The 25,025-nt window shown below is 72.6% G+C and carries 19 protein-coding genes and 2 pseudogenes; 3 read left to right on the top strand and 18 right to left on the bottom strand.

Annotated elements, in window-relative coordinates:
* Positions 1-8: 8 nt before the first annotated feature.
* Positions 9-2,141, bottom strand: coding sequence for a DUF4139 domain-containing protein (locus tag SGFS_RS08270; protein WP_286248996.1), 2,133 nt, complete (start codon positions 2,139-2,141; stop codon positions 9-11).
* A 318-nt stretch (positions 2,142-2,459) separates the two neighbouring features.
* On the opposite strand from SGFS_RS08270, the gene SGFS_RS08265 reads away from it, so the two are divergent.
* Positions 2,460-4,136: an SWIM zinc finger family protein gene (locus SGFS_RS08265; RefSeq protein WP_286248994.1), complete on the top strand. Its 1,677-nt coding sequence runs from the start codon at positions 2,460-2,462 to the stop codon at positions 4,134-4,136.
* On the opposite strand, the pseudogene SGFS_RS08260 reads toward SGFS_RS08265, so the two are convergent.
* The 13 genes and pseudogenes from SGFS_RS08260 to pdhA all read right to left on the bottom strand — a co-directional run.
* Positions 4,134-4,453: pseudogene (locus tag SGFS_RS08260) on the bottom strand (phenylacetic acid degradation protein); the annotation flags it as partial. The gene SGFS_RS08265 and the pseudogene SGFS_RS08260 overlap by 3 nt on opposite strands.
* A pseudogene (gene paaD, locus SGFS_RS08255) lies at positions 4,420-4,899 on the bottom strand (1,2-phenylacetyl-CoA epoxidase subunit PaaD); the annotation flags it as partial. The pseudogenes paaD and SGFS_RS08260, both read right to left, overlap by 34 nt.
* A gap of 64 nt (positions 4,900-4,963) precedes the next feature.
* Positions 4,964-5,830, bottom strand: coding sequence for a 1,2-phenylacetyl-CoA epoxidase subunit PaaC (gene paaC, locus SGFS_RS08250; RefSeq protein WP_286248992.1), 867 nt, complete (start codon positions 5,828-5,830; stop codon positions 4,964-4,966).
* A 10-nt stretch (positions 5,831-5,840) separates the two neighbouring features.
* On the bottom strand, positions 5,841-6,155 hold the full coding sequence (paaB, locus tag SGFS_RS08245; RefSeq protein WP_286248991.1) for a 1,2-phenylacetyl-CoA epoxidase subunit PaaB: 315 nt from the start codon (positions 6,153-6,155) through the stop codon (positions 5,841-5,843).
* Positions 6,152-7,135, bottom strand: coding sequence for a 1,2-phenylacetyl-CoA epoxidase subunit PaaA (gene paaA, locus SGFS_RS08240; RefSeq protein ID WP_286259854.1), 984 nt, complete (start codon positions 7,133-7,135; stop codon positions 6,152-6,154). The genes paaB and paaA overlap by 4 nt, the downstream gene beginning before the upstream one ends.
* An 85-nt stretch (positions 7,136-7,220) precedes the next feature.
* Positions 7,221-8,051: an enoyl-CoA hydratase/isomerase family protein gene (locus SGFS_RS08235; protein WP_286248989.1), complete on the bottom strand. Its 831-nt coding sequence runs from the start codon at positions 8,049-8,051 to the stop codon at positions 7,221-7,223.
* On the bottom strand, positions 8,045-8,908 hold the full coding sequence (locus SGFS_RS08230; protein ID WP_286248987.1) for a 3-hydroxyacyl-CoA dehydrogenase family protein: 864 nt from the start codon (positions 8,906-8,908) through the stop codon (positions 8,045-8,047). Before SGFS_RS08230 ends, SGFS_RS08235 begins: the two co-directional genes overlap by 7 nt.
* Complete coding sequence (locus SGFS_RS08225; RefSeq protein WP_286248985.1) at positions 8,905-9,705, bottom strand: enoyl-CoA hydratase/isomerase family protein; 801 nt, start codon at positions 9,703-9,705, stop codon at positions 8,905-8,907. The genes SGFS_RS08230 and SGFS_RS08225 overlap by 4 nt, the downstream gene beginning before the upstream one ends.
* Positions 9,702-10,883: a thiolase family protein gene (locus SGFS_RS08220; RefSeq protein ID WP_286248983.1), complete on the bottom strand. Its 1,182-nt coding sequence runs from the start codon at positions 10,881-10,883 to the stop codon at positions 9,702-9,704. Before SGFS_RS08220 ends, SGFS_RS08225 begins: the two co-directional genes overlap by 4 nt.
* On the bottom strand, positions 10,873-12,591 hold the full coding sequence (paaN, locus tag SGFS_RS08215) for a phenylacetic acid degradation protein PaaN (RefSeq protein ID WP_286248981.1): 1,719 nt from the start codon (positions 12,589-12,591) through the stop codon (positions 10,873-10,875). The genes SGFS_RS08220 and paaN overlap by 11 nt, the downstream gene beginning before the upstream one ends.
* 80 nt (positions 12,592-12,671) lie before the next feature.
* Positions 12,672-14,060 (bottom strand): dihydrolipoamide acetyltransferase family protein, encoded by a 1,389-nt coding sequence (locus tag SGFS_RS08210; protein WP_286248979.1) that lies wholly within the window; start codon positions 14,058-14,060, stop codon positions 12,672-12,674.
* A complete protein-coding gene (locus SGFS_RS08205) occupies positions 14,057-15,076 on the bottom strand; it encodes an alpha-ketoacid dehydrogenase subunit beta (protein WP_286248977.1) in 1,020 nt (339 codons plus the stop codon). Before SGFS_RS08205 ends, SGFS_RS08210 begins: the two co-directional genes overlap by 4 nt.
* Before the next feature lie 5 nt (positions 15,077-15,081).
* Positions 15,082-16,203: a pyruvate dehydrogenase (acetyl-transferring) E1 component subunit alpha gene (gene pdhA / locus SGFS_RS08200; protein WP_286248975.1), complete on the bottom strand. Its 1,122-nt coding sequence runs from the start codon at positions 16,201-16,203 to the stop codon at positions 15,082-15,084.
* Between the two features lie 120 nt (positions 16,204-16,323).
* Here pdhA and SGFS_RS08195 point away from each other — a divergent pair, with 120 nt between their 5' ends.
* Positions 16,324-16,824, top strand: coding sequence for an Lrp/AsnC family transcriptional regulator (locus tag SGFS_RS08195; RefSeq protein ID WP_286248973.1), 501 nt, complete (start codon positions 16,324-16,326; stop codon positions 16,822-16,824).
* 13 nt (positions 16,825-16,837) lie between these two features.
* On the opposite strand, the gene SGFS_RS08190 is transcribed toward SGFS_RS08195, so the two are convergent.
* Both SGFS_RS08190 and SGFS_RS08185 read right to left on the bottom strand, forming a co-directional pair.
* Positions 16,838-18,562 carry an aldehyde dehydrogenase family protein gene (locus SGFS_RS08190; protein WP_286248972.1) on the bottom strand — a complete coding sequence of 575 codons (1,725 nt, stop codon included), beginning with the start codon at positions 18,560-18,562 and terminating at the stop codon, positions 16,838-16,840.
* Between the two features lie 5 nt (positions 18,563-18,567).
* Complete coding sequence (locus tag SGFS_RS08185; RefSeq protein ID WP_286248970.1) at positions 18,568-19,614, bottom strand: histidinol-phosphate transaminase; 1,047 nt, start codon at positions 19,612-19,614, stop codon at positions 18,568-18,570.
* A 343-nt stretch (positions 19,615-19,957) separates the two neighbouring features.
* On the opposite strand from SGFS_RS08185, the gene SGFS_RS08180 reads away from it, so the two are divergent.
* The gene (locus SGFS_RS08180) at positions 19,958-20,617 is read left to right on the top strand and encodes a hypothetical protein (protein WP_286248952.1); all 660 of its coding nucleotides are present in this window, start codon (positions 19,958-19,960) and stop codon (positions 20,615-20,617) included.
* Positions 20,618-20,844: 227 nt separating this feature from the next.
* On the opposite strand, the gene SGFS_RS08175 is transcribed toward SGFS_RS08180, so the two are convergent.
* Both SGFS_RS08175 and icmF read right to left on the bottom strand, forming a co-directional pair.
* A complete protein-coding gene (locus SGFS_RS08175; protein WP_286248950.1) occupies positions 20,845-21,705 on the bottom strand; it encodes a 3-hydroxybutyryl-CoA dehydrogenase in 861 nt (286 codons plus the stop codon).
* A 49-nt stretch (positions 21,706-21,754) separates the two neighbouring features.
* Entirely contained in the window at positions 21,755-24,985 is a 3,231-nt protein-coding gene (gene icmF / locus SGFS_RS08170; protein ID WP_286248948.1) for a fused isobutyryl-CoA mutase/GTPase IcmF, read from the bottom strand.
* Between the last annotated feature and the right edge of the window lie 40 nt (positions 24,986-25,025).

Here is a 25,025-nt window from a genome sequence, read left to right as displayed (position 1 = left end):
GGCGTGTGTCAGCTCCTGCGGTTGCCGCCGGCCAGGGCCTTGCCGGTCGGGATGCGGATCTCGTAGCCGCCGTCGAGGGCGGCGGTGGCGCCAGCGGGCAGGTCCAGTCGCCAGACGCGGGTGCCCGGCGCGTGGCGATCGGGCCCCGTGCCTTCCTCGGGTGTCGCCCAGTCGGCTCGTTCATCGATCCGGACGCCCGGTTCCGAGGTGACCGGCACCCGCTCGCGGACCTCGACGGTGACGGGCCTCGCGAGCCGGTTGGCCAGCTCCACGTGGACGCGGTGGTCGAGCACGGTGGTGTTGTTGCGCAGGCCCGAGGTCGACTCGTGCAGGTTCGTACGACGGGTGACCCGGATGCCCTCGGCCGGCCCGAGCCCCACCCGGCGGACACCGCCGGGGGCGAGCGTGGGCAGTGCGGCCGTCAGCAGGAAGTCGTCGTCGACGGTGACCTCCACCGGCCCGGCCAGCAGTGCCTGGTCGGTCGCGTTGGAGAGCACCAACGTCGCGTACACGGTCTGCTCCACGGCCGGCACACAGAGGTACTCGGTGCGCAGGCCGACCGGGATCTCGCCGACGGTGACGGTGTGCCAGGTGCCGTCCGACGGAATGTCGGCGCGGGCGGTGGCATCGAAGCGGTGGTCGAAGGAACCCGCCGACTCGCGGGGCCGCACGGCCTGTCCGGGCAGCGGCAGCGCGGCCACCGCTTCGGCGCGACGGCGGTACTCGGCCGCCACCGGGTCGAAGGGGGAGCCGGGAAACAGCCGGCCTCTGCGACCGTCCTGTTCGTCGGGGCCGCACAGGACGAGGGTGGCGTAGTCGAGCTCGGCGCCGCTCGGCTGCGGTGGACCGGCCACCGGTGCCGGAGGGGGTGGCGGTGCGGCCCGGCCCGGAGCCGCGGGCGCCATGGGGGCGGGGGCACCCGCGAAGGAGCTGCCGCCGGTCCGCGGCAGGCCTGCCGGTCGCGAGGGGGCCGGTTGCGCGAGGTCGGCCATCTCGCCGCCGAACGACTTCGGGGAGGGGCCGTACGCGCCGCCGGGCACCGGGACCGCGGCCGGTGGACCGCCGTAGGCCTGCGGTGCCGGCGGCGGGGGAGGTGGCGGTGGCGGAACGGGACCGGACGCGGAGCCGGCCGCGAAGGCCACGGGCGCGAAGACGCCTGTGGCACCCACGGACGCGGAGCCGACCACGACCGCCGCGGGTGCGGTGGTCGTGGCAGGGCGGGGGCCGGCTGCCTCGTACCCGGTGAACAGGTCGGCGAGCCCGGCCGGAGGCTCGCGCCAGCCGGAGGGCGCGGGGGCGGGCTGACGGCGTCCGAGCCGGATCGAGCGGAGCCTCGGCAGGTCGGTGCGGCGCCGAAGATCGGCGGTGGCCAGGGCGATACGCACGCCGGTCCAGTCCTCGCCGGTCCGCTGGGCGACCGAGGCACGCAGCACCAGACGGCCGGTGCCGTCGCCCTGACGGTGCGTGAGACGGTAGGTCGGTACCCAGACGGCGCCCGGCACCCCGTACTCCAGCTCCACTTCCGGCTCGGCGTCGCCGGCGCCGTCGAGGGTCAGGACCGCGCAGACCGTGGTCTCCACATGCGCTGACGGTACGTCGGTGGAGGCTCGGGCGAGCCTGTCGGTGGCGACGGTGAGCTCGTGCTCGACGTTGCGCAGCGCCTCCTCCAGCTCGACGAGGCGGCTGTGCAGACCCGTCAGGCGCTCGTCGACGAAGTCGGCGAGTTCCAGCCAGGCGTCGACCGGGGTGCGGCGGTGCGGGTCCTCGCGCCTGCGGGGAGGCGGGACCGGGTGGAGAGCCCTGACCTCCTCGATCAGGCTCAGCTGCCGGTCCCGGCGTCCCCGCGCCGCCGCGTACTCGTCGCCCAGGCGCTCGACCTCGCGCCGCAACTCGTTGGACGTGCCCGTGCCGAGCGGCTCGGCCTCGACGTCCACCCGGGCCTCGGTGACACGCACCCCGGGGGCGCCCAGGACACGGGCCCGCAGCGAGCCCGGGTCCAGCGAGCGGGGCAGTCCCGTCACCCGTACCCGGCCGTCGGGCGGCACGATGCCACGGGCCAGGCGGCGGCAGACCGCGCCCCGCGCGTACACCACGACCGAATCGAGGGTCGACCCCCACCTCTGTGTTGACTCAGCCGTCATGTGCTCCGCCCCCGCCGTGTCCATGCTGACCGAAGCCTACGCCCGGGCGGTCTGCGCGTCCGCGTCGACTCAGGAGTACAGCTGCTCCGGCCGCAACGGCCGCGACGTGTCCGGATCCGCATGGTCGACAGCTCCTGCACGAGTCGCGCACATGCGCAGCGAGAGGGACGCCGTGCCGGTCGACTCGCCCGGCCGCGCACCGGACGCGTCACGCCCAGCAGTCGTTCCCGGCAGAACCCGAAGATCGCGACAGACTCGACGGCGCCCCACTACGCTGACGCCACGTCAAGTGCACGACCGAAGCAAGACGGAGTGACCATGGGCGGTCTCACCAAAGCGAACCTGAAGAGTCTGTCCGGGGTTCGTTCATTCGAGCGCGGGCTCGGATACCTCGACGCGGTGTCCGGGGTCGAGATCGGCGACGGCTGGGTCACCGCCACCGTCCACGGCACGGAGCGGTACGAGGTCGAGCTGACGCTGGACGGGCCTGGCGGGCTGTCCGGCGAGTGCGACTGCCCCTACGGGCAGGAAGGCCACTTCTGCAAGCACCTGGTCGCCGTCGGCCTGACCGTGCTCGCCCAGCGGGAGAACCTGCCGCGACAGCGGAAGTCGGCCCGGGACCGTGCACACGGTCTCGACGCCTGGCTGTCCACCCTGACCAAGGACGAGTTGCTCGCCCTGGTGCGGGAACAGATCGGTGAGGACCGGCAGTTGCGGCGCCGTATGGAGCTGCGGGCCGCGAGTGCCCGCGGCGACCTCGCCGGGGTCCGGGCCCGCATCCGCGAGCTGTTCGACATCGGCCCGTTCGCGCAGTACGGGTACGTCGAGTACTCCGACGCCCGTGCCTACGCAGACCAGGCGCGGCAGGCGGTGTCCGCGATCGGCGCGCTCACCGGCTCGGGCCGGGCCGCAGACGCGATCACCCTGGCGCGGGAGGCGATGAAGCTGCTGGCCGAGGCCGGCGAGAGTGTCGACGACTCCGACGGATGGCTCGGACAGATCGGTTCCGCCCTCGCCGACGCCCATCTCGACGCCTGCCGCGCGGAGCGCCCCGACCCGGAGGAGCTCAGCCAGTGGCTGGTCGGCCACATGCTCGGCGACCTCGACGACCTCACCGGCATCGATCCACTCGACTACGAGGACGTCCTCGGCGAACGGGGGATGGCCGTCCTGCGGGAGCTGGCGATCGAGGCATGGCGGGGCAATCGCACTGGCTGGGCCGAGAAATACCTGATGGAACGTCTGGCCAAGGCAGGCGGCGACATCGACACGGTCGTTGCCGTGCACGCGGCCGACCTCGCCCCCAACGGCCACACGCACCTGGTCATCGCCCGCGAACTGGACACCGCCCGACGCCCCGACGAAGCTCTGCGCTGGGCGGAGCGCGGAATCCGGGAAACCGGGGACCTCGCCGCCGTCGACACGGCCCTCGTCGACTATCTGTGCGAGCGCCATGCCCAGGCGGACCGGCTGTCCGATGCCGTCGCCGTGCGCCGTGACCACTTCGCTGCCCGCCGCTCCCTGCTCACGTACCGGCAGCTGCGTGCCGCCGCGCATGCCGCCGACCGCTGGTCGACAGAGCGGGAAGGGGCACTGGCCCTGCTGCGTGCCGACGCCGAGCGGCGGCAAGTGGGCGGGTACGGCGGCGGCCCGGTCCTGGTCGACGCCCTGCTCGACGACAAGGATGTCGACGCCGCGTGGCAGGCGGCCACGGAAACCGGCGCCCACGACGGACAGTGGCTCACCCTGGCCGACCTGGCGCGTGCCTCCCGCCCAGCCGATTCGCTCGGCGTCTACCTGCGCCTGGCCGAGCCACTGACCCGGCAGACCGGCGAGACGGTCTACGTGCGGCTGGTAGGCCTGCTGCAGAGCATGCGCGACTGCCACCACCGTCTGGGCACACCCGATGAGTTCACGGCGTACGTCACCGCTCTGCGCACCACCCAGAAACGCAAGCGGAACCTGCTGCGCCGCATGGACGAACACGGTCTATGAAGAGAACAACCCGCCCGGTACCACGCGACGCCGATGCGCGGCGCCCTACCGGCCGGTGAGCAGGTCGAGTACGAGCGCCGCTCGTCGCGACCGTCGATCTCGCGGCACACGGTGAGGCACCGACCCGGCCGGAACGCGAACTCGTCGGCCAGGCGGTCGGGGACCTCCAGGGTGAGGGCCGAGGCATCGGCGCACAGCGGTTCCACGGCGGCCACGCGCAGCGCGTGGAACGCCGGACGGTGGCGGGACCGAACGGGGGACGGGGTGGGGGAAACGGTCGTGGCAGGTCCTTGACGTGGGGGAACGGCTCCAGACAGGTGCGGCAGCGCGGGAGCGCCGTGCAGGCGGTGGCGGCGAAGTGCGAGATCTCCTCCGTGTCGACGGAGGCGCAGAGAGGGCAGGGAACGTCGGTCGACGTGGTTGTCAGGCTCAGCCATGTGCGGCCCGCTGCGGGGCCCGGCGCGCGTCGTGGGCCCGGCGGCGCGACGCCGTGCTCCGCCAGTTCGCGGCGGCCTTCGTCGGTGATCCGGTCGGTGGTCCACGGCGGTTCGAGCACCGTGACCACCCGTACGTCGGCGGAGCCGGCGGCCCGCAGCCGGGTGGCCACCTCGGCACGTATCTCGGCCACGGCGGGGCAGCCCGAGTACGTCGGGGTGAGCCGGGCGACGACGGTTCCGTCCGGCGTCACCTCGACACCGTGCAGCACCCCGAGGTCGGCGAGCGTCAGCATCGGCAGCTCGGGGTCGCGGACCTCGGCGGCGATCCGCCACGCCCGTTCCGACCGTTCCGCCCGTTCTTCGTGGTGCCCGGCTCGCTCAGCTGCGCTGTCACCACGACGCGTCCGGGTGGGCGCGGGCGACGCTCTGCAGTTCGGCGAGGAGCGGTGCCAGATGCGAGGTGTGTTCGCCGTCCCTGCCGGAGCCGGGGACCGAGGACGTCGGTGCGTCGAGCGGGGTCAGGTCGTCGGACGGGTTGAGCCCGGCATCGGTCAGCACGTGGAACAGCTCCAGCCGGGTCCGCGTGGCCACGGCGGCCGGATCCCCGCCGAGGAGCTCCGCCGTCCGGTCCGTCAGCAACTCGCCCAGCCAGGGGGCGAGGGTGGCCCACGCGGCCCGCACCCGTCCGGCGGACTCGGCGGTGCCGTCACCGAGCCGTACCGTCCACTCGGCGGCGTAACGGCGGTGGTAGGCCAGCTCCTTGGCGCTCTTCGCGGCGATCGCGGACAGCACCGGGTCGGGGGCCGCGGTGAGCGCCTCGCACACGGCCAGCCGCCAGACGGACAGCACCAACAGGCGGGCGACGGTGAACGCGAAGTCACCGCCCGGCAGTTCGGCGAGGCGTACGTTGCGGAAGTCCTCCGGGGCACGGAAGTAGGCGTACGCGTCCTCGCCGCGGCCCGTGCCGTCGGCCCGGCCGGCCCTGGCGTACAGCAGGCGGGCCTGGCCGAGGAGGTCGAGGCCGATGTTGGCCAGCGCCAGCTCCTCCTCCAACTCCGGTGCGCGGGTGCACCATTCGGCCAGCCGCTGCGCGGACACCAGGGCGTCGTCACCGAGCGCCAGACAGCAGGCGGCCAGGCCTTCCGCGTCGACACCCTCGGGAACCGACTGGTCGACACCGTGCAGCGGGTCGGTGAACCCGGTGCCGAACGCCCAGCGCGCGCTGTCGCCGTCGACGTACAGCTCCTCGTCGGTCATGCGCTGCTCCTCAATGTCCCTGGAGGTTCTGGATGTGAGGGACGTCGTCGGGGACGTCGTAGAAGGTGGGATGCCGGTGGACCTTGTCGCCGCTGGGCGCGAAGAAGGGGTCCTTCTCGTCGGGTGCGGAGGCGGCGATGGTGTCCGAGCGCACGGCCCAGATGCTCACCCCCTCGTTGCGCCGGGTGTAGAGGTCGCGGGCGTGGCGGAGGGCCATGTCGTCGTCGGCGGCGCGCAGGGAGCCGACATGGACGTGGTTGAGGCCGCGCTTGCCGCGGACGAACACCTCGTACAGCAGCCAGTCGCCTCTGCTCGTCGCGCTCATGCCGCCGCTCCTTCCCGTGCGCGGACGGCCTGCTTGGCGGCGTACGCGGCAGCGGCCTCCCGTACCCAGGCGCCCTCCTCGTGGGCGGCGCGACGGCGGGCGATCCGCTCGGTGTTGCACGGCCCGTCACCGGAGACGACCCGCTTCAGCTCCTCCCAGTCGGGGGTGCCGAAGTCGTGGTGGCCGCGCTCCTCGTTCCAGCGCAGCTCGGGGTCGGGCAGGGTGACGCCCAGTTTCTCGGCCTGTGGGACGGTCATGTCGACGAAGCGCTGCCGCAGCTGGTCGTTGCTGTGCCGCTTGATCCCCCAGGCCATGGACCGCGCCGAGTTGGGGGAGTCGTCGTCGGGCGGACCGAACATCATCAGGGACGGCCACCACCAGCGGTCGACGGCGTCCTGCACCATGGCCCGCTGCTCGTCGGTGCCGCGCATCATCGTCAGCAGCAGTTCGTAGCCCTGCCGCTGGTGGAAGGACTCCTCCTTGCAGACGCGGACCATTGCTCGTCCGTACGGGCCGTACGAGGTGCGGCACAGCGGGACCTGGTTGCAGATCGCCGCGCCGTCCACGAACCAGCCGATGACGCCCACGTCGGCGAAGGTGCGGGTGGGGTAGTTGAAGATGGACGAGTACTTCTGGCGGCCGTCGATCAGCCGTCGGGTCAGGTCCGCGCGGTCGGCGCCGAGCGTCTCGGCCGCGGAGTAGAGGTAGAGCCCGTGCCCGGCCTCGTCCTGGACCTTGGCGAAGAGGATCGCCTTGCGGCGCAGGGAGGGCGCGCGGGTGATCCACTCGCCTTCCGGCTGCATGCCGATGATCTCCGAGTGCGCGTGCTGCGCGATCTGCCGGACGAGCGTGGCGCGGTAGGCGTCGGGCATCCAGTCCCTGGGCTCGATGCGCTGGTCCCGGGCGATGGTCTCCTCGAAGGCGGCCTCGGGGTCGTACGGTCCCGAGGCCGCCGGGGGCGCTGAAGCGGGGTTGTCCATGACGTTCATGACGGCGGCGGTGTCCTGTCGTGGTCGGTTCGGGATCGGTGGGCGGATGGGCGGGCTGGACGGCGGGGCGGACCGGTCAGTGACCGCGGAAGACCGGGGTACGGCGTGACAGGAAGGCCCGGACGGCCTCGTGGTGGTCGCCGGTGGTGCCGAGCCGGCGTTGCACGACGGCCTCGCGTTCCAGAGCGGCCGGCAGCGTCGAGGCGGACGCGGACCGCAGCAGCGCCTTGGTCTCCCGGTACGCGGCGGTGGGGCCGTCGGCGAGACGACGGGCGAGGGCGAGCCCTTCGGCGCCGGCCCGGCCGTCCGGTACGACGCGGTGCACCAGCCCCCAGTCCGCGGCGTCCTGCGCCGAGAACCGGTCGCCCAGCAGCATGAGTCCGCCGGTCCGAGACGAGCCGAGTTGCCGGACCAGGGCGCGGGCGACCCCGGAGTCGGAGGCCAGCCCGAGGCCGCCGAAGGCGGTCGCGAACCGGGCTCCCTCGGCGGCGACCCGCACGTCGGCGCAGAGCGCGATGCCCAGCCCGGCCCCGACACAGGCGCCCTCGACGGCCACGACGAGCGGCACGGGCAGCGCGCTGAGCTCCTTCACCAGCGGGTTGTAGTCGTTGGGGATGTTCGCGAAGGCCTTCGCCGGCGCGTCGGCGAGCAACCGGGCGTGCTCCTGGAGGTCCTGCCCGACGCAGAAGTGCTTGCCGCGCGCGGTGAGCAGGGCCGCCCGGACACCGCGCGCGGTGTCCGTGGTCAGGCGCCGCGCGGCCAGCAGGAGCGCGCCGCGCACGTGCGCGTCGAGCGCGTTGCCGCTCGCGGAACCGCACAGTTCGAGGACCGCGACGCCGTCGGTGACCTCGTACGTCACCCCGTGCGAGCGGTCCGCCGCCGGGGTCGAGCCGCCGTCGTTCACCATCGGTAGAACCCCTGACCGGTCTTGCGGCCCAGCTCACCGCGGGCGACCTTCTCTCGCAGCAGCCTTGGCGGCGCGAAGCGTTCGCCGAGTGTCGAGTGCAGGTGGTCGGCGATGGCGAGCCGTACGTCGAGTCCCACGACGTCGGTCAGCCGCAGCGGGCCCATCGGGTGCCGATAGCCGAGGCACATGGCCTTGTCGATGGCCTCCGGCTCGGCGACCCCTTCCTCGACCATGCGGATCGCCTCAAGGCCGAGGGCGAGGCCGAGGCGGCTGCTGGCGAACCCGGGGGAGTCCTTCACGACGACGTCCTCTTTGCCGAGGGCGTGGGTCCAGCGGACCGCCGAGTCGAGGGCCGTCGCGCCGGTGTCGGGGGCCAGGACCAGTTCCACGAGGGCGGAGACGGGCACGGGGTTGAAGAAGTGCATCCCCAGGAATCGCCCGGGATGCCGCAGAGCCGCGGCGAGTTCGGTGACGGACAGGGAGCTGGTGTTGCTGGCCAGCACACATCCGTCGTGCACGACACCCTCGGCGGCGGCGAGCACCTCGGCCTTGAGCCCGGCGTTCTCGGGGACCGCCTCGACGACGAGATCCGCTTCGTGGGGCAGTTCGGCGACCGACGACACGGCGATCACCCGGTCCGGCACGTCGAGGTCCGACGTCCCGGCGAGCGTCCCGCGCTCGGCCGCCCGCCGAAGCCCCGTGGCGATCCGCTCCAGAGCGGCGGACGCCGTCGAACCGTCGCGCTCCACGACGACCACGCGCGCCCCGGCGGCCGCGAACGACTGGGCGATCCCGGCGCCCATGCGTCCACCGCCGATCACCCCCACCACGGAGGGCGCTGTTGCTGCCGAGCTCATGCCCGGCCTCCCTTCTTCTCCAGGAACCGCGTCATGCGCTCCTCCTTGTCCGGGCTCTCGAAGAGCACCGCCTGGGCGAGGTCGTCGGCCACGGGATGGGCCCCCGAGGCGTCGGTGACGAGCTTGGTGAGCCGCAGGGCGAGCGCCGAGGAACGGGACATCCGGTCGAGCACCGCGTGCGCCTCGGCGACCAGCCGGTCCGTCGGTACGACGTCCATGACCAGGCCGCAGGCGAGCGCGGCCCCGGCGTCGAGGTTCCGTCCGGCGAGCAGGACCTGCTTGGCCACCGACTCGCCCACCAGTTCCCGCAGCCGCCAGCACGCCCCGGCGGCGGCGAGGATGCCCAGCCCCGGTTCGGGGTTGCCGAAGACCGCGTCCGGCCCGGCGATCCTGAGGTCGCAGGCGTACGCCAGCTCTGCCCCGCCGCCCAGCGCCCAGCCGGGCACGGCGGCGATCGTGGGCAGGGGCAGCCTCCGCACCCGCTCGAACAGGCGGCTGTTGATCCCCTCCAGTGCCTCGTTCCGGCCGCGCCGGCGCAGTTCCGCGATGTCGGCGCCACCGGCGAAGACCCCGCCGTGCCCGGTGAGCAGCAGCAGTCTCGGGGTGCGCTCCAAGTCCTCGCACACGCGGTGCAGTTCGGCGATCATCAGGCCGTTGATGGCGTTGCGGGCGGCGGGCCGGCGCAGGGTGACCACCACCCGGTCGGCGTGGTCCTCGACCGACAGCGTCTCGTACACGCGCTCGCGCTCCTCGACCGACGGCGTCCCGTACGGGTGGTCCGCGGCTGTCTCGTTCATACGCGCTCCACGAGCATGGCCACGCCCTGTCCGACCCCGACGCAGAGGGTGGCCAGGCCCCGTCGGCCGCCCTCGCGCTCCAGGCGGCCCAGCAGGGTGAGCAGGACGCGGGTGCCGGAGCAGCCCAGGGGGTGGCCCAGGGCGATGGCGCCGCCGTCGGCGTTGACGCGGTCCGGGTCGAGCTTCAGCCGGCGTATGACCGCCAGGGCCTGGACGGCGAAGGCCTCGTTGAGTTCGACCGCGTCGAGGTCGTCGACCGTCCAGCCCGCCCGGTCCAGGGCCTTGGCGGTGGCCGGCACCGGGCCGAGCCCCATCAGGTGCGGCTCGACCCCGGCCGAGGCGGCGGTGACGACACGGGCCCGGGGCGTCAGCCCGAACCGCTCCACCGCCGCCCCGCTCGCCACCACCAGGGCGGCGGCCCCGTCGGACAGCGGCGAGGAGTTGCCCGCGGTGACGACGCCGCCCGGGCGGAACGCGGTGCGCAGGCTGCTGAGCCGCTCCAACGTGGTGGTCGGGCGCGGCCCTTCGTCCTGGGTCACCTCACCGTCCGCCACGGGCACCGGGACGATCTCCGCCGTGAACCGGCCCGCCGACTGCGCGGCCACCGCGCGACGGTGGCTGCGCAGCGCGAAGGAGTCGGCCTCCAGGCGGGTGATGCCGTCCAGGGCGGCGACCTCCTCCGCGGTATCGCCCATCGACACGGTGGTCGTCGCCGGGAAGCGAGGATTGGTGAAGCGCCAGCCCAGCGAGGAGTCGTGGATCTCGCCGGGCCGGGCCCAGGGCGTGCCGGGCTTGGCCATCACCCACGGCGCACGGGTCATCGACTCGACGCCGCCGGCCACGACCACCTCGGCCTCACCCGCCCGTACCGTCTGCGCGGCCGACGCGACGGCCGTGAGCCCCGAGGCGCACAGCCGGTTGACGGTGTATCCGGGCACGGTGTGCGGAAGTCCGGCCAACAGTGCGGCCATCCGCGCGACGTCACGGTTGTCCTCGCCGGCCTGGTTCGCGGCTCCGAGGATCACCTCGTCCACGGAGTCGGCCGGGATCCCGGCGCGGCGCACGGCCTCGCCGACGACGAGGGCGGCCAGGTCGTCGGGGCGTACGGACGCCAGGGCACCGCCGTAGCGGCCCTGCGGGGTGCGGGCCCCGTCGATCAGATAGACCTCATCGGACATCGGAGTGCTCCTCGTGCTCCTCGGTGGGGGCGTGGCGGCGGGACTGGAGGACGGCGAAGCGGCCGGTGACGAACGCCGGGTCGGTCAGCGTCGCGTTGGCGGCCGGGTTGGCCGAGGTGCCGTGGAAGTCGCTGAAGGCGGCGGACTGGTTGGGGAACACGTCGGCGGTCAGGTTCTCCGACAGGTGCACGCCGGCCTCCAGGGCCGTCTCCCGCGCGGCCGTCAGGACGTCCTCGCCGGTCGCGTACACGCAGGCGGTGAGCGCGCCGTGGCGTCGTACGGTGTCGTGCAGGACGCGCAGGGAGTGCGCGGTGTCGTCGGTGGCGATGACGAAGGAGACCGGCCCGAACCACTCGCTCGTATAGGTCTTCTCGTCGGCCTCGGCGTCGAGCAGGGCCACCAGCGGGGTGCGGACGACCGCGTCCGGGTGGTCGGGGTGCGTCACGGCACGGGAGGGACGGGCGGTACGGCCCAGGGCGGCCGCCTCCTCCACACGTGCGAGGACGCCGCCGTTCACGATCGCGCCGAGGGTGGCGGTGGCGCGGGCCGGGTCGCCGAGCAGGTCGTCCAGCGCGGAGCCCAGATCGGCGGCGAACTCGTCCGCCGTACGCGGCCCTTGATCGGTGGGGAACCCGTCCCGGGGCACCAGGAGGTTCTGCGGGGTGGTGCACATCTGGCCGCTGTAGAGCGACAGGGAGAACGCGAGGTTGCGCAGCAGTCCGGCGTAGTCGTCCGTGGAGTCCACGACGACGGTGTTCAGACCCGCCTTCTCCGTGTGTACGACGGCCTGGCGGGCGTTGTCCTCCAGCCAGTCGCCGAACTCGCTGGAACCGGTGAAGTCCACGATCCGCACGTCGGGATGGGTGGCGAGGGCGGGAGCGGTGCGCTCATCGGGGCGGGAGGCGGCCAGCAGCACCACGTTCGGGTCGAAACCGGCCTCGGCCAGCACCTCGCGGGCGATCCGTACGGTGATCGCCAGCGGCAGCACGGCCCGCCGGTGCGGCTTGACGATCACCGGGTTGCCCGTGACCAGGCTCGCGAAGAATCCCGGATAGCCGTTCCAGGTCGGGAAGGTGTTGCAGGCGATGAGCACGGACACACCACGGCCCACCGGGGTGTAGGTCTTGTCCATGACGAGGGGGCCGCCCCGTCGGCGGGGCTTGCTCCAGCGGGCGGTGGCCGGGTGGCGCCGCTGCGCCTCCCAGGCGTACGCCACCGCTTCCAGCCCGCGGTCCTGGGCGTGCGGCCCGCCCGCCTGGAAGGCCATCACGAAGGGCTGGCCGGTGGTGTGCTGGACGGCGTGCGCGATCTCGAAGCTCGCCGCGTTCAGCCGGGCCAGGATCTCCGCCGCCACTCCGGCCCGGACGTCGGGGCTAGTGGAACGCCAGGCGGAGGCGGCCGACTTGGCCGTCGCAATGGCGGCCTCGGGCGCCAGGTGCGGGTAGCTGACGCCGAGGGGGAAGCCGTACGGCGACACCTCCGTGGCGGGGACGGTGCCGGTGGTGGGGTGCCCGTCGAGCGGGAAGGGGCGGTCGAGGAGGGCACGGAAGGCCGCCTCGCCCGCGGCGGGCGCTCCGGCTCCGTACGCGGAGGTGCTCGGGGCCTCCGGGTAGGGCGTCCAGTAGCCGCGGTCGGCCGTGCGGGCCACCGCCTGGTCGAGCAGGTCCGCGTGGCGGGCGTAGAAGTCGGGATGCGGGTCGGGGGACATGAAGACTCCAGGCCGAACGTTCGGTAGGTGGATGGGTGCAGTGCGCCCAGTTACGGGGCACAGCGAGAAGGCGGGTCGGGTCAGACGTCGGCGAGGAGGATCGCCGGGCGTTCCACGCAGTCGGCCACGAAGCGCAGGAAGCCGCCGGCCACTCCGCCGTCGCAGACGCGGTGGTCGAAGCTGAGCGACAGCTGCGTGACCTTCCGGACGGTGAGCGCGCCGTCCACCACCCAGGGTTTGTCGACGATGCGGCCCACGCCGAGGAGCGCCGCCTCCGGATGGTTGATGATGGGCGTGGAGCCGTCGACGCCGAACACGCCGTAGTTGTTGAGGGTGAACGTGCCGCCGGTCAGCCGGTCGGGCGGAAGGCTTCCGGTCCGGGCCAGCTCGGTCAACCTGGCGAGTTCCGCGGCCAGTTGGACAGTCGTCAGCCGATGGGCGTCGCGGACGACGGGGACGACCAGACCGCGTTCGGTCTGGGCGGCGAAGCCCAGGTGAACCTCGTCGTAGCGCAGGATCTCCCGGCGTTCGGTGTCGACGGCCGAGTTCAGCTCGGGGTAGCGGCGCAGACCGGCGACACAGATCCTGGCGAACAGGGCCAACAGCCCGACGCGGCGGCCGGGTTCGGCGGCCTCCAGCGCCTTCTTGGCCTGGAGCAGTCCGGTGGCGTCCACGTCGACCCAGGTCGTGGCGTCGGGGATCTCGGTCCGGCTGCGGGAGAGCTTGTCCGCGACGGCCTTGCGGACGCCTCGCAGGGGGATGCGGACGGGGCCGTCGGAGGCGGGCTCGGGTCGGGACATGGGTGTGGGCTCCGGCCGGGGGACCGGTGCGGGTTCCGTCGTGGCCGGTGCGTGCTGGGCGACGGCCCGCTCCACGTCCCGGCGCAGGACGACCCCGGCGGGACCCGACGGCGCCAGCGCGGTGAGGTCGATCCCGTGGTCCCGGGCCATCCTGCGCACGAGGGGCGAGATGACCCGGGGAGCGCGCGGCTCGATCGCCGGCGCCACCTCGATCGCCGGCGCCGCCTCGACCAACGGCACGGGGATCGCCGTGGCGGCCCCCGCGCGTCGGCGGCGACGGCGCGGTGCCGGTTCGTGCCCGGTGCCGTAGCCGATCAGCACGTTGCCCGATCCGGCCCGCTCCTCCTCGCGGTAGCGCTCGGCGGAGGCGTCGGGGGTGGCGTCGGGGGCGTCGGCGGGTCCCGGCGCGGGCACCCCCGCCCCCACCGTGATCAGCGGTTCCCCCACGCCCAGCGCCGTACCCGCCTCCGCGTGCAGCCGCAGCACCGTGCCCGCGTACGGCACCGGCACCTCGACCGCGGCCTTGGCGGTCTCCACCTCGACCACGATCTGGTCGATCGTCACGGTGTCGCCGACGGCGACCTTCCACTCGACGATCTCCGCGTCGGTCAGGCCCTCGCCGAGGTCGGGGAGCTTGAACAGCTGCTCGTGCTGCGTCGCGGTGGTCATGCGACCGCTCCCTTCAGCAGGTGCCGGGTGTCGGGCTCGTCCGTGAACTGCAGACGGTCGACGGCGTCGAGGATCCGGTCGACGCCGGGCAGATGCGCGTGCTCCAGCTTCGGCGGCGGATACGGGATGTCGAAGCCGGCCACCCGCAGCACGGGCGCGGCCAGCGAGTGGAAGCAGCGCTCCTGCACCCGGGCGGCGATCTCCGCACCGACCCCGGCGAAGCCCTGGGCCTCCTGAACGACCACGCAGCGCCCGGTCCTGCGCACCGACTCGGTGACGGTCTCGTCGTCGAAGGGCACCAGCGTGCGCAGGTCGACGACCTCCAGCTCGATCCCGTCCTCGGCGGCTGCCTCGGCCGCGGCCAGGGCCACCGGGACCGACGGGCCGTAGGCGACGACGGTGGCGTCCCGCCCCGCCCGCCGGATCGCCGCCCGCCCGAACGGCAGCGCCCCGCGGGTCCGAAGGTCGGTGTCCTCCCGCGACCAGTACAGCTTCTTCGGCTCCAGGAAGACCACCGGGTCGGGGTCGGCGATCGCGTCCCGCAGCAGCCAGTACGCGTCCTCGGCCGTGGCCGGCGTGACGACCTTCAGGCCGGGCGTGTGCGCGTAGTACGCCTCGCTGGAGTCGCAGTGGTGCTCGACCCCGCCGATCCCGCCGGCGTAGGGGACGCGGATCACCATCGGCAGGTTGATCCGCCCACGGGTGCGGTTGCGCAGCTTGGCGACATGCGAGGCGATCTGCTCGAACGCCGGATACGCGAAGGCGTCGAACTGCATCTCCACCACGGGCCGGAAGCCGCCCATCGCCATGCCGACCGCGAGCCCGACGATGCCGGCCTCCGCGAGCGGGGTGTCGAAGCAGCGCTGCTCGCCGAAGTCGCGGGTCAGCCCGTCGGTGATGCGGAACACGCCGCCGAGCGGGCCGACGTCCTCCCCGAAGACGAGGACCCGTTCGTCCTCGCTGAGCGCGTCGCGCAGGGCGGTGTTGAGCGCCTGCGCCATCGTGACCTTGGCCATGGTCGTCAGTCCTCCTGGGCCTGGGTGGTTTCGGCGAGCTCGGCCGCCAACTGGGCACGCTGCTCGCGCAGTTGCGGGGTCGGCTCGGCGTAGACGTGGTCGAACAGCTCCAGCGGATCCAGCACGGAGTCCGCGTTCATGCCGGCACGCACCCGCGCCGCCAGCTCCTCGGCCTCCTCCCGCAGCGCCGCCACGTCCTCGTCGGTGAGCGCGCCGCGGGAGCGCAGATACGTCTCCAGCCGGTCGACCGGGTCGGCGGACCGCCACTGCTCGACCTCGTCGTCCTCCCGGTAGCGGGTGGCGTCGTCGGCGTTGGTGTGCGCGTCCATGCGGTACGTGTGCGCCTCGACCAGGACCGGGCCGTTCCCGGCGCGGGCGTGCTCGACGGCCGCGGTCAGCACCGCCAGCACCGCGACCAGGTCGTTGCCGTCGACCTGCTCGGAGCGCACTCCGTAGCCGATGCCCTTGTAGGCGAGGGCGGGCGCCGCGGTCTGCCGGGCCAGCGGCACGGAGATCGCGTACTTGTTGTTCTGCACGAAGAAGACCACCGGCGCGCGGAACACGGCGGCGAAGTTCAGCGCCTCGTGGAAGTCGCCCTCGCTGGTCGCCCCGTCCCCGACGAGCGCCATCGCCACGCCGTCCTCGCCCTTGCGGCGCAGGGACTCGGCCATGCCGGTCGCGTGCAGGACCTGGGTGGCCAGCGGGGTGCACTGGGGGGCGACCCGGGTGGCGGCGGGGTCGTAGCCGCAGTGCCAGTCGCCGCGCAGCAGGGTCAGTACCTCGACCGGGTCGATGTCGCGGGTCACCAGGGCGACGGAGTCGCGGTAGGTCGGGAACAGCCAGTCGTCCGGGCGCAGCGCGAGGACGGCGCCGATCTGGCAGGCCTCCTGACCACGGCTGGACGGGTAGACCGCGAGGCGGCCCTGCTTGGTGAGGGCGGTCGCCTGGGTGTCGAACCGGCGGCCCAGCACCATTCGCCGCCAGGCCTCCCGCAGGGTCTCGACCGGGGGCTCGGTGTAGTCGGCCGGCTGCTTGACGACCGGTGTACCGTCCTCGGCCACGAACCGCACCGGCATCAGGGACGGCAGGAGGCCCTGCACCGTCTGGCGGAGGCTCTTCACAGACATGGAGGGCACTCACTTTCTCTGGACACTTGACAGGAGAATGGTGGCCATAGCGGAATATGTGTTCAATAGTTCGGCTGAAACGGCGACGAACTGCCGAATTGAAAGACCTGGGAGGACAAAGTGTCCGAGGAAATCTCATCGCCGGGGGTGGCGGCCGGACGAACTGCCGTCCCGCTCGACGACATCGACCGGCAGATCCTGACCCGACTCCTCCAGGACGGCCGGATCTCGGTCCGCGCCCTCGCCGAGCAGGTCCACATCTCCCGGGCCAACGCCTACACACGCATCGGCCGACTCGTGGCCGAGGACGTCATCACGGGCTTCACCGCGCAGCTCAACGCCCAGCGGGCCGGCCTCGGCACAAGCGCATACGTGACGATGAGCATCGACCAGAACGCCTGGCGCGACATCTCCCGCGAACTGCGCGCCATCCCGTACGTGGAGCATGTCGTCCTCCTCACGGGCGACTTCGACGTGCTGGTGCTCGTGCGCGCGCCGGACAACCTGGCGCTGCGCAAGGTGGTGCTGGAGAGCATCCAGGCGGTGCCGGGTGTGCGCTCGACCCGCACCTGGCTCGTCTTCGACGAGGTGCGGGGGCGCGGCGCCACCTGGACGGACTGAGGACCGGCGCCGGTCATACGTCGAGCAGCTCGGCGGTGGCGGCGGAGCTCCGCGCGGCGACCGCCGGCCGGGCCGGTGCCGGGACGGGAGCCGCCGCCGGTGCGTGCCGCCGCGAGCGCACCACGCGGAACCGCCCGGTGATGAAGTGGGCGCCGGCGCCCGGCAGGTCGGCGCGAGCCGAGGACGGGTCGGTGGGCAGGTCGTCGAGGTTCTCCACGAGATGCACCCCGGCGTCCAGCGCCGCCGTCTCGGCCGCCGCCAGCACCAGCGGGTCGGTGGAGTGCACCGAGGCGTAGAGCGCGCTGTGCCGCGCCACGGTGCTGCGCAGGAGAGCGAGGCTGTGCGAGGTCGAGTCGGTGCCCACCAGGAAGGAGACGAGTCCCGGCCACTCGCGCGTGTAGATCCGCTCGTCGGAGGCGTTCAGCCGCACCAGCAGCGGGCTGCGCAGATCGGCCTGCGCGTGCTCGGTATGGGTCACGGGGCCGGAGGCGTGCAGTATGGGGCCGCACCGCGCGGCCTCCGTCAGAGCGCCGCGCACCTCGTCGGCGGTGACCGCGCCCAACACCCTGGCCACGCGGGCGGGATGCCCGAGCAGCCGGTCCACGGCGTCACCGATGTCGGCCCCGAGGTCCCGCAGCGTCTTGTGCCCCTCGTCGGTGTCGAAGCCACGCTCCGGTACCAGGATGTTCTGCGGCGTGGTGCGCACCGTGCCGTTGCACCGGCACGAGGAGAGGGCGAGACCCCGTACCAGGCCCCGGTAGTCGTCGGTCGAGTCGATGACCACGGTGTTCAGCCCGGTCCGGTTGGCGAACACGACGGCCTGGCGGGCGTGTTGCTCCAGCCAGTCGGCGAAGCGCGCGGAGCCGGTGAAGTCGACGATGCGCACCGCCGGGTCCGTGGCCAGCCGCCGGTGCACCTGCCGTTCCGGATCCGCCACCGCCAGTGTCACGAGGTCCGGGGAGTGACCGGCCTCAGCGAGCACCTGCCGGGCGACCCGCACCGTGATCGCCAGCGGCAGCACCGAGCGCGGATGGGGGGCCACGACAACCGGGTTGCCGGTCACCAGGCTGGCGAACAGGCCCGGATACCCGTTCCAGAGGGGGAAGTCGGGACAGCCGACGAGCAGCGACACCCCGCGGGGCACCAAGGTGCAGGTGCCCCGCAGCGCGCGCGGCTGCCCACCGCGTTCGGTGCTCTCCCAGCGCAGATCGGCCGGGACACGTTCCGACTCGGCGAAGGCCTGCGCCACCGCCTCCAGGGCACGGTCCTGGGCGTGCGGCCCGGCGGCGCGGAAGGCAGCCTGGAGGGGCTGGCCGGTGGTGTGGTGGACCGCGAGGGCCAGTTCGTGGCTGCGGGTGTTGAGTCGGCGCAGGATCTCCACGGCGAGCACGGCGCGCTCGTACGGCCCGGCCGCCCGCCATCCGGCCGCCGCCCGCCCGGCCGCCGCGACCAGCTCCGCGGGGTCGCAGCGCGCGTAGGCGACGGCCGGACCGACGCCGTACGGCGACGACTCCGTGCACACGAGGCCGAGCCCGCCGGGCTGCCCCAGCCCCAGGTCGAAGGACCGTCCCAGCAGCGAGCGGAACACCTTGCCCGCGGTGCGGGTCGACCTCATGCCCGCGTCGGCCGCGTCCTGGCCGGTCGCCTCGGTGAAGGGGCGGCGGCACTCACCGGCGGCGATCGCGCGAACGACACTCTGGAGCAGCTCGCGGTGCTGTTCGTAGGGACCGGGGCGCATGGCCGTCAGCCTCTCCAGCTCGCAGCCAGCGCGAGCAGGGCGTCGTTCTCCTCCGGCAGCCCGATCGTCACCCGGACGCCCTCGCCCGGGAACGGGCGGACCACGACCTTCCCGTCCAGGCAGTGCAGGGCGAAGTCCCCGCTGTCGCCGCCGAGCGGCAGCCAGACGAAGTTGGACCGGGAGTCGGGCACGTCGTGCCCCAGCGCGCGCAGCCGCGCGGTGACCCGGTCGCGTTCGGCGACCGTGAGGGCGGCCCGCCGGGCGACCTCCGCGCCTTCGCCGAGGGCGACGACGGCGGCCCGCTGGGCGAGGGCGCTGACGCTGAACGGCACCTGCGTGCGGCGCACGTGCGCGGCGATCCCGGGCGGCGCGACGCAGTAGCCGACGCGCAGCCCCGCCAGTCCGTACGCCTTCGAGAAGGTGCGCAGCACCGCCACGTTCGGCCGGTCGCCGAGGAGGGCGAGGCCGTCGGGGACCCGGTCGGGATCGGCGTACTCGCGGTAGGCCTCGTCGACGACGATCAGCACGTCCCGCGGCACCCGGTTCGCGAAGTCGGTCAGGGCCCGCGCGCCGACCGCCGTGGAGGTCGGGTTGTTGGGGTTGCACACGAAGACCAGCCTGGTGCGGGAGGTGATCGCCGCGGCCATGGCGTCGAGGTCGAGGGCGTGGTCGCGCAGCGGCACCCGTACGGCCGTACCGCCCGCGACGGCGGTGAGGATCGGGTACGCCTCGAACGACCGCCAACCGAAGACCACCTCGTCACCGGGCCCGACGACCGTGTGCAGCAACTGCCCGCACACCTCGGAGGACCCGGCGCCCACCGCGATCCGGTCCGGCTCGACCCCGTGGTGCGCGGCCAGGGCCTCGACGAGGGAGGCGGCCTGCAGATCGGGGTACCGCGACACGCCGTAGGCGGCCTCCGTGAGGGTTCCGGCCACCCCCGGCAGCAATCCGTAAGGGGACTCGTTGCTGGCCAGCACGATCGCCCCGGGCAGTTTGCGGCCCGGGACGTAGGCGGGCAACTGGGACAGGGACGCACGGACACGCACCATGCTGGACTCGCTTCTGCAGCGCTGGGGCCCGAGGGCTGGCCGTCGGGCACTTGACAGGGAAATCGTGATGAGAGGACGACAAGCGCTCAACTGTTTGGCGAATTCAGCTACAAATCGCCGATATCGAAGCAGTTGATCGGCAAACCGTCTTCCAGCCGGCACTGCGGGGCCTTTGGTACGAGACGGACGGCGCACCCGCTGTCGGACACCGGGTCTCCTTCTTGATCACGGGACGGACACAGCGTGCTTTCGGCGCCCCCACCGCGGGCGAGGTCCCAGCAGACTGCTCGCCGCCCGGGCCGCGTGATGTCCGCGGCCCGCCCCGTTCCGATCGAGGGAGATCATGCACAGCATCCAGACCCGCCTCCGCCACGGAGCCCTGACGGCGTGCGCGGCGGCTCTCGCGCTGCTCGCGGCCGGCTGCTCGCAGGCGTCCGCGGGCGCGCAGGCCGGCGGCTGCCGCGACAACGGCCACTGGTCGGAGCGGGAGCAGGCCGCGTGGCTGCGGACGGCGGTGGCCTTCCGCGGGACGGCCGACGGGGCCGACCCGTCCCACGAGAAGGCATCGGTCGTCGTCCGTGCACGGCACAACGGCGATGTCCGCGTGCTGTGCCGACCGCTCGCCGTGCAGGTGGAGTTCTGGACCCTCACGGCCACGACGACGGGGACGCAGACGTCGTTCGTCATGCGCTACCGGCTGTCCACGAACGGAAGCAGGACCCGTACCGTCGGTTTCCCCGCCGGCCTTCCCACCGGACAGGACGGCACCTGCGCCCGGGTCCTCGTGGCGGCGTACGCGGGCGCGCCCCCGGCCGAAGTGGAACTGCCGACGACCACACGGGACTTGGCCGCGTCCGGGGACGCGGACGTGCGGTTCGGGACGGAGCGGGTCGGTGCGTACCGGCTGCTCCCGCCGCAGGATTCCGCACAGTGCGACCCGGACCGGCCGACCACCAGCCCCTCACCCAGCGGGTCGACGACCTGGAACATCGACCATCCGTGACGCGGTAACGGTCGCGACCGGACGGCCGTCGCGCTCGCGTGGTCGATTTCCGCGTTCTGGTCGCCCGCCCGGGTCCGGCTGGTCGCGAGCGGTGGCGAATCCCGCCGGTCTGCTGCGGTCCGCAGGGCCGCCCGGTCCGTCGTGACCCGGGGCCGTGGCGGAACGATCTCCCGCACGGCCGGGCCCGTCGGCTCCGGCGCCCTGGCCGTGCGGGGCTCTCCCTTTGCTCAAGCGTCGTAGGTGTGGAAGCCGCGGCCGCTCTTGCGGCCGAGGTGGCCTGCGGCGACCATGCGGCGCAGCAGGGCGGGCGGTGCGTACAGCGGTTCCTTGAACTCCTCGTACATCGACTCGGCCACCGCTTGGGCGGTGTCGAGACCGATGAGGTCGAGCAGGCGCAGAGGTCCCATGGGGTGGGCGCAGCCGAGCTCCATGCCCTGGTCGATGTCGTCCGGGCGTGCGGCGCCCGACTCCACCATCCGTACCGCGCTGAGCAGGTAGGGCACGAGGAGGGCGTTGACGACGAAGCCGGAGCGGTCGGGAGCCTGGATGGCCTGTTTGTCCAGCTGCCGGGCGAAGTCGCGGGTGCGCTTCACGGTTTCCTGGCTGGTGGTCAGGGCGGGGATGAGCTCGACCAGTTGCTGCACGGGCACGGGGTTGAAGAAGTGCATGCCGATGAGTTGCCCGGGTCGCTCGGTGGCGATGGCGAGGTCGACGATGGGGATCGAGGAGGTGTTGGTGGCCAGAATCGCGGCGGGGTCCTCGACCGCCTTGTCCAGGGCGCGCAGGACGTCGGTCTTGATGTCACGGTTCTCGGCGACGGCCTCGATGACGAACTGGCGGTCGGCCATGTCGCTGAGGTCGTGGGTGAAGGAGAGTCGGGTGAGGGCCTGGTCCCGCTGTTCCTCGCCGAGCTTGCCACGCCGTACGCCCCGGTCGAGGGAGGCGGTGATACGGCGTCGGCCGGCCTCGACGGCGTCGTGGGTGGCTTCGGCGACACGGACGTCGATGCCTCTGAGGGCGGCGACTTCGGCGATGCCGGAGCCCATGAGGCCACAGCCGACGACGCCGAGACGGGTGACGGGATCCATCTGAGGTCCTATCCGATGAGGGGCTGCACGGGGGTTTCCGGGGCAGGGTTCAGACATTGCGGCGGTACTGGCCGCCGACCTCGAAGAAGGCCTCGGTGATCTGCTGGAGCGAGCAGACCCGGGCGGCGTCCATGAGCACGGCGAAGACGTTGCGGTCGCCGACCGCCGCGTCCTTGAGGGCGGTCAGGGCGGTGTGGGCCTGGCCCTGGTGGCGGGCCTGGTGGTCCCGTACGCGGTCCAGCTGGGACTGCTTCTCCTCTTCGGTGGCGCGGGCCAGCTCGATGACGCCGGGTTCGGCGGTGTCGGCGTGGGGGTTGCGGAAGGTGTTGACGCCGATGAGGGGCAGGGTGCCGTCGTGCTTGCGCTGTTCGTAGAGCATCGACTCGTCCTGGATGCGGCCGCGCTGGTAGCCGGTCTCCATCGCGCCGAGGACGCCGCCGCGTTCGCTGATGCGCTCGAACTCCTGGAGTACCGCCTCTTCGACGAGGTCCGTGAGTTCGTCGATGACGAACGAACCCTGGAGGGGGTTCTCGTTCATGGCCAGGCCCCATTCCCGGTTGATGATCAGCTGGATGGCCAGGGCCCGGCGTACGGATTCCTCGGTGGGGGTGGTGACCGCCTCGTCGTAGGCGTTGGTGTGCAGGCTGTTGCAGTTGTCGTAGATGGCGATGAGTGCCTGCAGCGTGGTGCGGATGTCGTTGAAGTCCATCTCCTGGGCGTGCAGGGAGCGGCCGGAGGTCTGGACGTGGTACTTCAGCTTCTGGCTGCGCTCGTTCGCGCCGTACTTCTCCTTCATCGCCACGGCCCAGATACGGCGGGCCACCCGGCCCAGCACCGTGTACTCCGGATCCATGCCGTTGGAGAAGAAGAACGAGAGGTTCGGGGCGAAGTCGTCGATGCGCATGCCCCGGGCCAGGTAGGCCTCGACGTAGGTGAAGCCGTTGGCCAGGGTGAAGGCCAGCTGGCTGATGGGGTTGGCCCCGGCTTCGGCGATGTGGTAGCCGGAGATGGACACCGAGTAGAAGTTGCGGACCTTGTGGGCGATGAACCACTCCTGGATGTCGGCCATCATCCGCAGGGAGAACTCCGTGGAGAACAGGCAGGTGTTCTGGCCCTGGTCCTCCTTCAGGATGTCGGCCTGCACCGTGCCGCGCACGTTCGCCAGCGCGTGCGCACACAGTTCGGCCGTCTCCTCGGGCGACGGGTCGCGGCCCTCGGCGGCGCGGAAGCCCTCGACCCGCTGGTCGATGACGGTGTTGAGGAAGAACGCCAGGATGGTCGGTGCGGGCCCGTTGATCGTCATGGAGACCGAGGTCGTCGGCGCGACCAGGTCGAAGCCGTCGTAGAGCGCCTTCATGTCTCCCAGAGTCGCCACCGACACTCCCGAGGTGCCGACCTTCCCGTAGACGTCGGGACGCTCGTCCGGGTCGCGGCCGTAGAGGGTGACCGAGTCGAACGCGGTGGACAGGCGGGTGGCCGGCTGGCCTTCGGAGAGCAGCTTGAAGCGACGGTTGGTGCGGAACGGGTCGCCCTCGCCCGCGAACATCCGTGCCGGGTCCTCGCCGTCGCGCTTGAAGGGGAACACCCCGGCGGTGAAGGGGAAGTGGCCGGGCAGGTTCTCGCGACGCCAGAACCGCACCAGCTCTCCGTGGTCGGTGAAACGGGGCAGCGCTACGCGGGGGATCTTGTTGCCCGAGAGGGACTCGCGCGTCAGCCTGGTGCGGATCTCCCTGTCCCGGACCCTCACCACCTGCTCGTCGCCGGAGTAGGAGGCGATGACGGCGGGCCAGTTCTCGATCTGCTCCGTGATGTCGCGCGGGAGGCGCCTGCGGGCGTCGTCCAGCAGGGACTCCACATTCCCGGCGTCGGAGCCGGTCTCGACGAGTTCGCCCCGGACCAGGTCCAGGCGCTGCACCCGCCGGGCCGCCTCGGCGAGCCGATCCGTCTCGGCGTGGTACGCGCGGATCGTCTCGGTGACCTCGGCGAGGTAGCGAACCCGGTCCGGGGGAACCACCTGGCGGATGCCGGAGGAGTGGCGGACGTCGACCGGCGCCAGCGTGCCCTCGGACAGCGCAAGCCCCTTCTCGGCCAGGGTGGTCCTCAGATGCTGGTAGAGCGCGGTGACGCCGTCGTCGTTGAAGGTGGCCGCGGAGGTGCCGTACACCGGCATGTCCTCGGGCCGCATGCCGAACGCCTCGCGGTTGCGGACCAGTTGGCGGCCGACGTCGCGCAGCGCGTCCTTGGCGCCGCGCCGTTCGAACTTGTTGATCGCCGCGACGTCGGCGAAGTCGAGCATGTCGATCTTCTCCAACTGCGAGGCGGCACCGAACTCCGGCGTCATCACGTACAGCGAGGTGTCGACGAACGGCACGATCGCCGCGTCGCCCTGCCCGATGCCCGGCGTCTCCACGATCACCAGGTCGAACCCGGCCGCTTTGACCACGTCGATCACGTCGGACAGGTGCTCGGGCAGCTCACGGCTGCCGCGGGTGGCCAGGCTCCGGAAGAACACCCGGTTCCCGTCGAGGGCGTTCATACGGATCCGGTCACCGAGCAGCGCGCCTCCGCCCCGGCGGCGGGTCGGGTCGACCGCGATCACCGCGATCCGCAGCTTGTCCTGCTGGTCGACGCGGAAGCGGCGCACCAGTTCGTCGGTCAGTGAGGACTTCCCCGAGCCGCCGGTGCCGGTGATGCCGAGCACCGGCGCGACCCGTGCCGCCGCCGCGGCACGCAACTGTCCCAGGAGATCCGGGGGCAGTTTGCCGAGCTCCGCACCTGTGATGGCGCGGGCGATCGCGAACCGGTCGCCCGCGAGTACGGCGGCCGCGTCAACCGGCCCGCAGTCCCAGAGATCGAAGTCGCAGTCCTTCACCACCGAGTTGACCATCCCGGCCAGGCCCATCCGCTGGCCGTCCTCCGGGGAGAAGATGGTCACCCCGCTCCCGCGCAGCCGGGCGATCTCCTCGGGCACGATGACGCCGCCTCCGCCGCCCACCACGCGGACGTGTTCCGCTCCCCGCTCGCGCAGCGACTCGACGAGGTACTCGAAGTACTCGACGTGCCCGCCCTGGTAGGACGAGACCGCCACGCCGTGCGCGTCCTCCTCCAGCGCCGCGTCCACGACCTCGCGCACCGACCGGTTGTGCCCGAGGTGGATCACCTCGGCGCCCTGGGACTGGAAGATCCGTCGCATGATGTTGATCGACGCGTCGTGTCCGTCGAACAGGGCCGAAGCGGTCACCAGGCGGACAGGGTGCACGGGTTGGTGCAGATCACTCATGGGGGCCTTCCTGGGCAGGGCGGGGTAACACCTACTGGAA

It is taken from the genome of Streptomyces graminofaciens (genome assembly GCF_030294945.1).
Taxonomy (GTDB): Bacteria; Actinomycetota; Actinomycetes; order Streptomycetales; family Streptomycetaceae; genus Streptomyces; species Streptomyces graminofaciens.
Note: the sequence above shows the minus strand (reverse complement) of the source record. Positions and strands in the feature narration are given on the sequence as shown.

What these genes read in the sequence shown, in the direction of transcription:
- paaN (WP_286248981.1), bottom strand. Translation starts at nt 12,591, where the DNA reads ATGTCCCCCGACCCGCATCCCGACTTCTACGCCCGCCACGCGGACCTG.
- SGFS_RS08230 (WP_286248987.1), bottom strand. Translation starts at nt 8,908, where the DNA reads ATGAGCTCGGCAGCAACAGCGCCCTCCGTGGTGGGGGTGATCGGCGGT.
- SGFS_RS08235 (WP_286248989.1), bottom strand. Translation starts at nt 8,051, where the DNA reads ATGGTGAACGACGGCGGCTCGACCCCGGCGGCGGACCGCTCGCACGGG.
- icmF (WP_286248948.1), bottom strand. Translation starts at nt 24,985, where the DNA reads ATGAGTGATCTGCACCAACCCGTGCACCCTGTCCGCCTGGTGACCGCT.
- pdhA (WP_286248975.1), bottom strand. Translation starts at nt 16,203, where the DNA reads ATGTCTGTGAAGAGCCTCCGCCAGACGGTGCAGGGCCTCCTGCCGTCC.
- paaB (WP_286248991.1), bottom strand. Translation starts at nt 6,155, where the DNA reads ATGAGCGCGACGAGCAGAGGCGACTGGCTGCTGTACGAGGTGTTCGTC.
- SGFS_RS08185 (WP_286248970.1), bottom strand. Translation starts at nt 19,614, where the DNA reads ATGGTGCGTGTCCGTGCGTCCCTGTCCCAGTTGCCCGCCTACGTCCCG.
- SGFS_RS08205 (WP_286248977.1), bottom strand. Translation starts at nt 15,076, where the DNA reads ATGGCCAAGGTCACGATGGCGCAGGCGCTCAACACCGCCCTGCGCGAC.
- paaA (WP_286259854.1), bottom strand. Translation starts at nt 7,135, where the DNA reads ATGGACAACCCCGCTTCAGCGCCCCCGGCGGCCTCGGGACCGTACGAC.
- SGFS_RS08270 (WP_286248996.1), bottom strand. Translation starts at nt 2,141, where the DNA reads ATGACGGCTGAGTCAACACAGAGGTGGGGGTCGACCCTCGATTCGGTC.
- SGFS_RS08265 (WP_286248994.1), top strand. Translation starts at nt 2,460, where the DNA reads ATGGGCGGTCTCACCAAAGCGAACCTGAAGAGTCTGTCCGGGGTTCGT.
- SGFS_RS08190 (WP_286248972.1), bottom strand. Translation starts at nt 18,562, where the DNA reads ATGCGCCCCGGTCCCTACGAACAGCACCGCGAGCTGCTCCAGAGTGTC.
- SGFS_RS08180 (WP_286248952.1), top strand. Translation starts at nt 19,958, where the DNA reads ATGCACAGCATCCAGACCCGCCTCCGCCACGGAGCCCTGACGGCGTGC.
- SGFS_RS08175 (WP_286248950.1), bottom strand. Translation starts at nt 21,705, where the DNA reads ATGGATCCCGTCACCCGTCTCGGCGTCGTCGGCTGTGGCCTCATGGGC.
- paaC (WP_286248992.1), bottom strand. Translation starts at nt 5,830, where the DNA reads ATGACCGACGAGGAGCTGTACGTCGACGGCGACAGCGCGCGCTGGGCG.
- SGFS_RS08225 (WP_286248985.1), bottom strand. Translation starts at nt 9,705, where the DNA reads ATGAACGAGACAGCCGCGGACCACCCGTACGGGACGCCGTCGGTCGAG.
- SGFS_RS08220 (WP_286248983.1), bottom strand. Translation starts at nt 10,883, where the DNA reads ATGTCCGATGAGGTCTATCTGATCGACGGGGCCCGCACCCCGCAGGGC.
- SGFS_RS08210 (WP_286248979.1), bottom strand. Translation starts at nt 14,060, where the DNA reads ATGACCACCGCGACGCAGCACGAGCAGCTGTTCAAGCTCCCCGACCTC.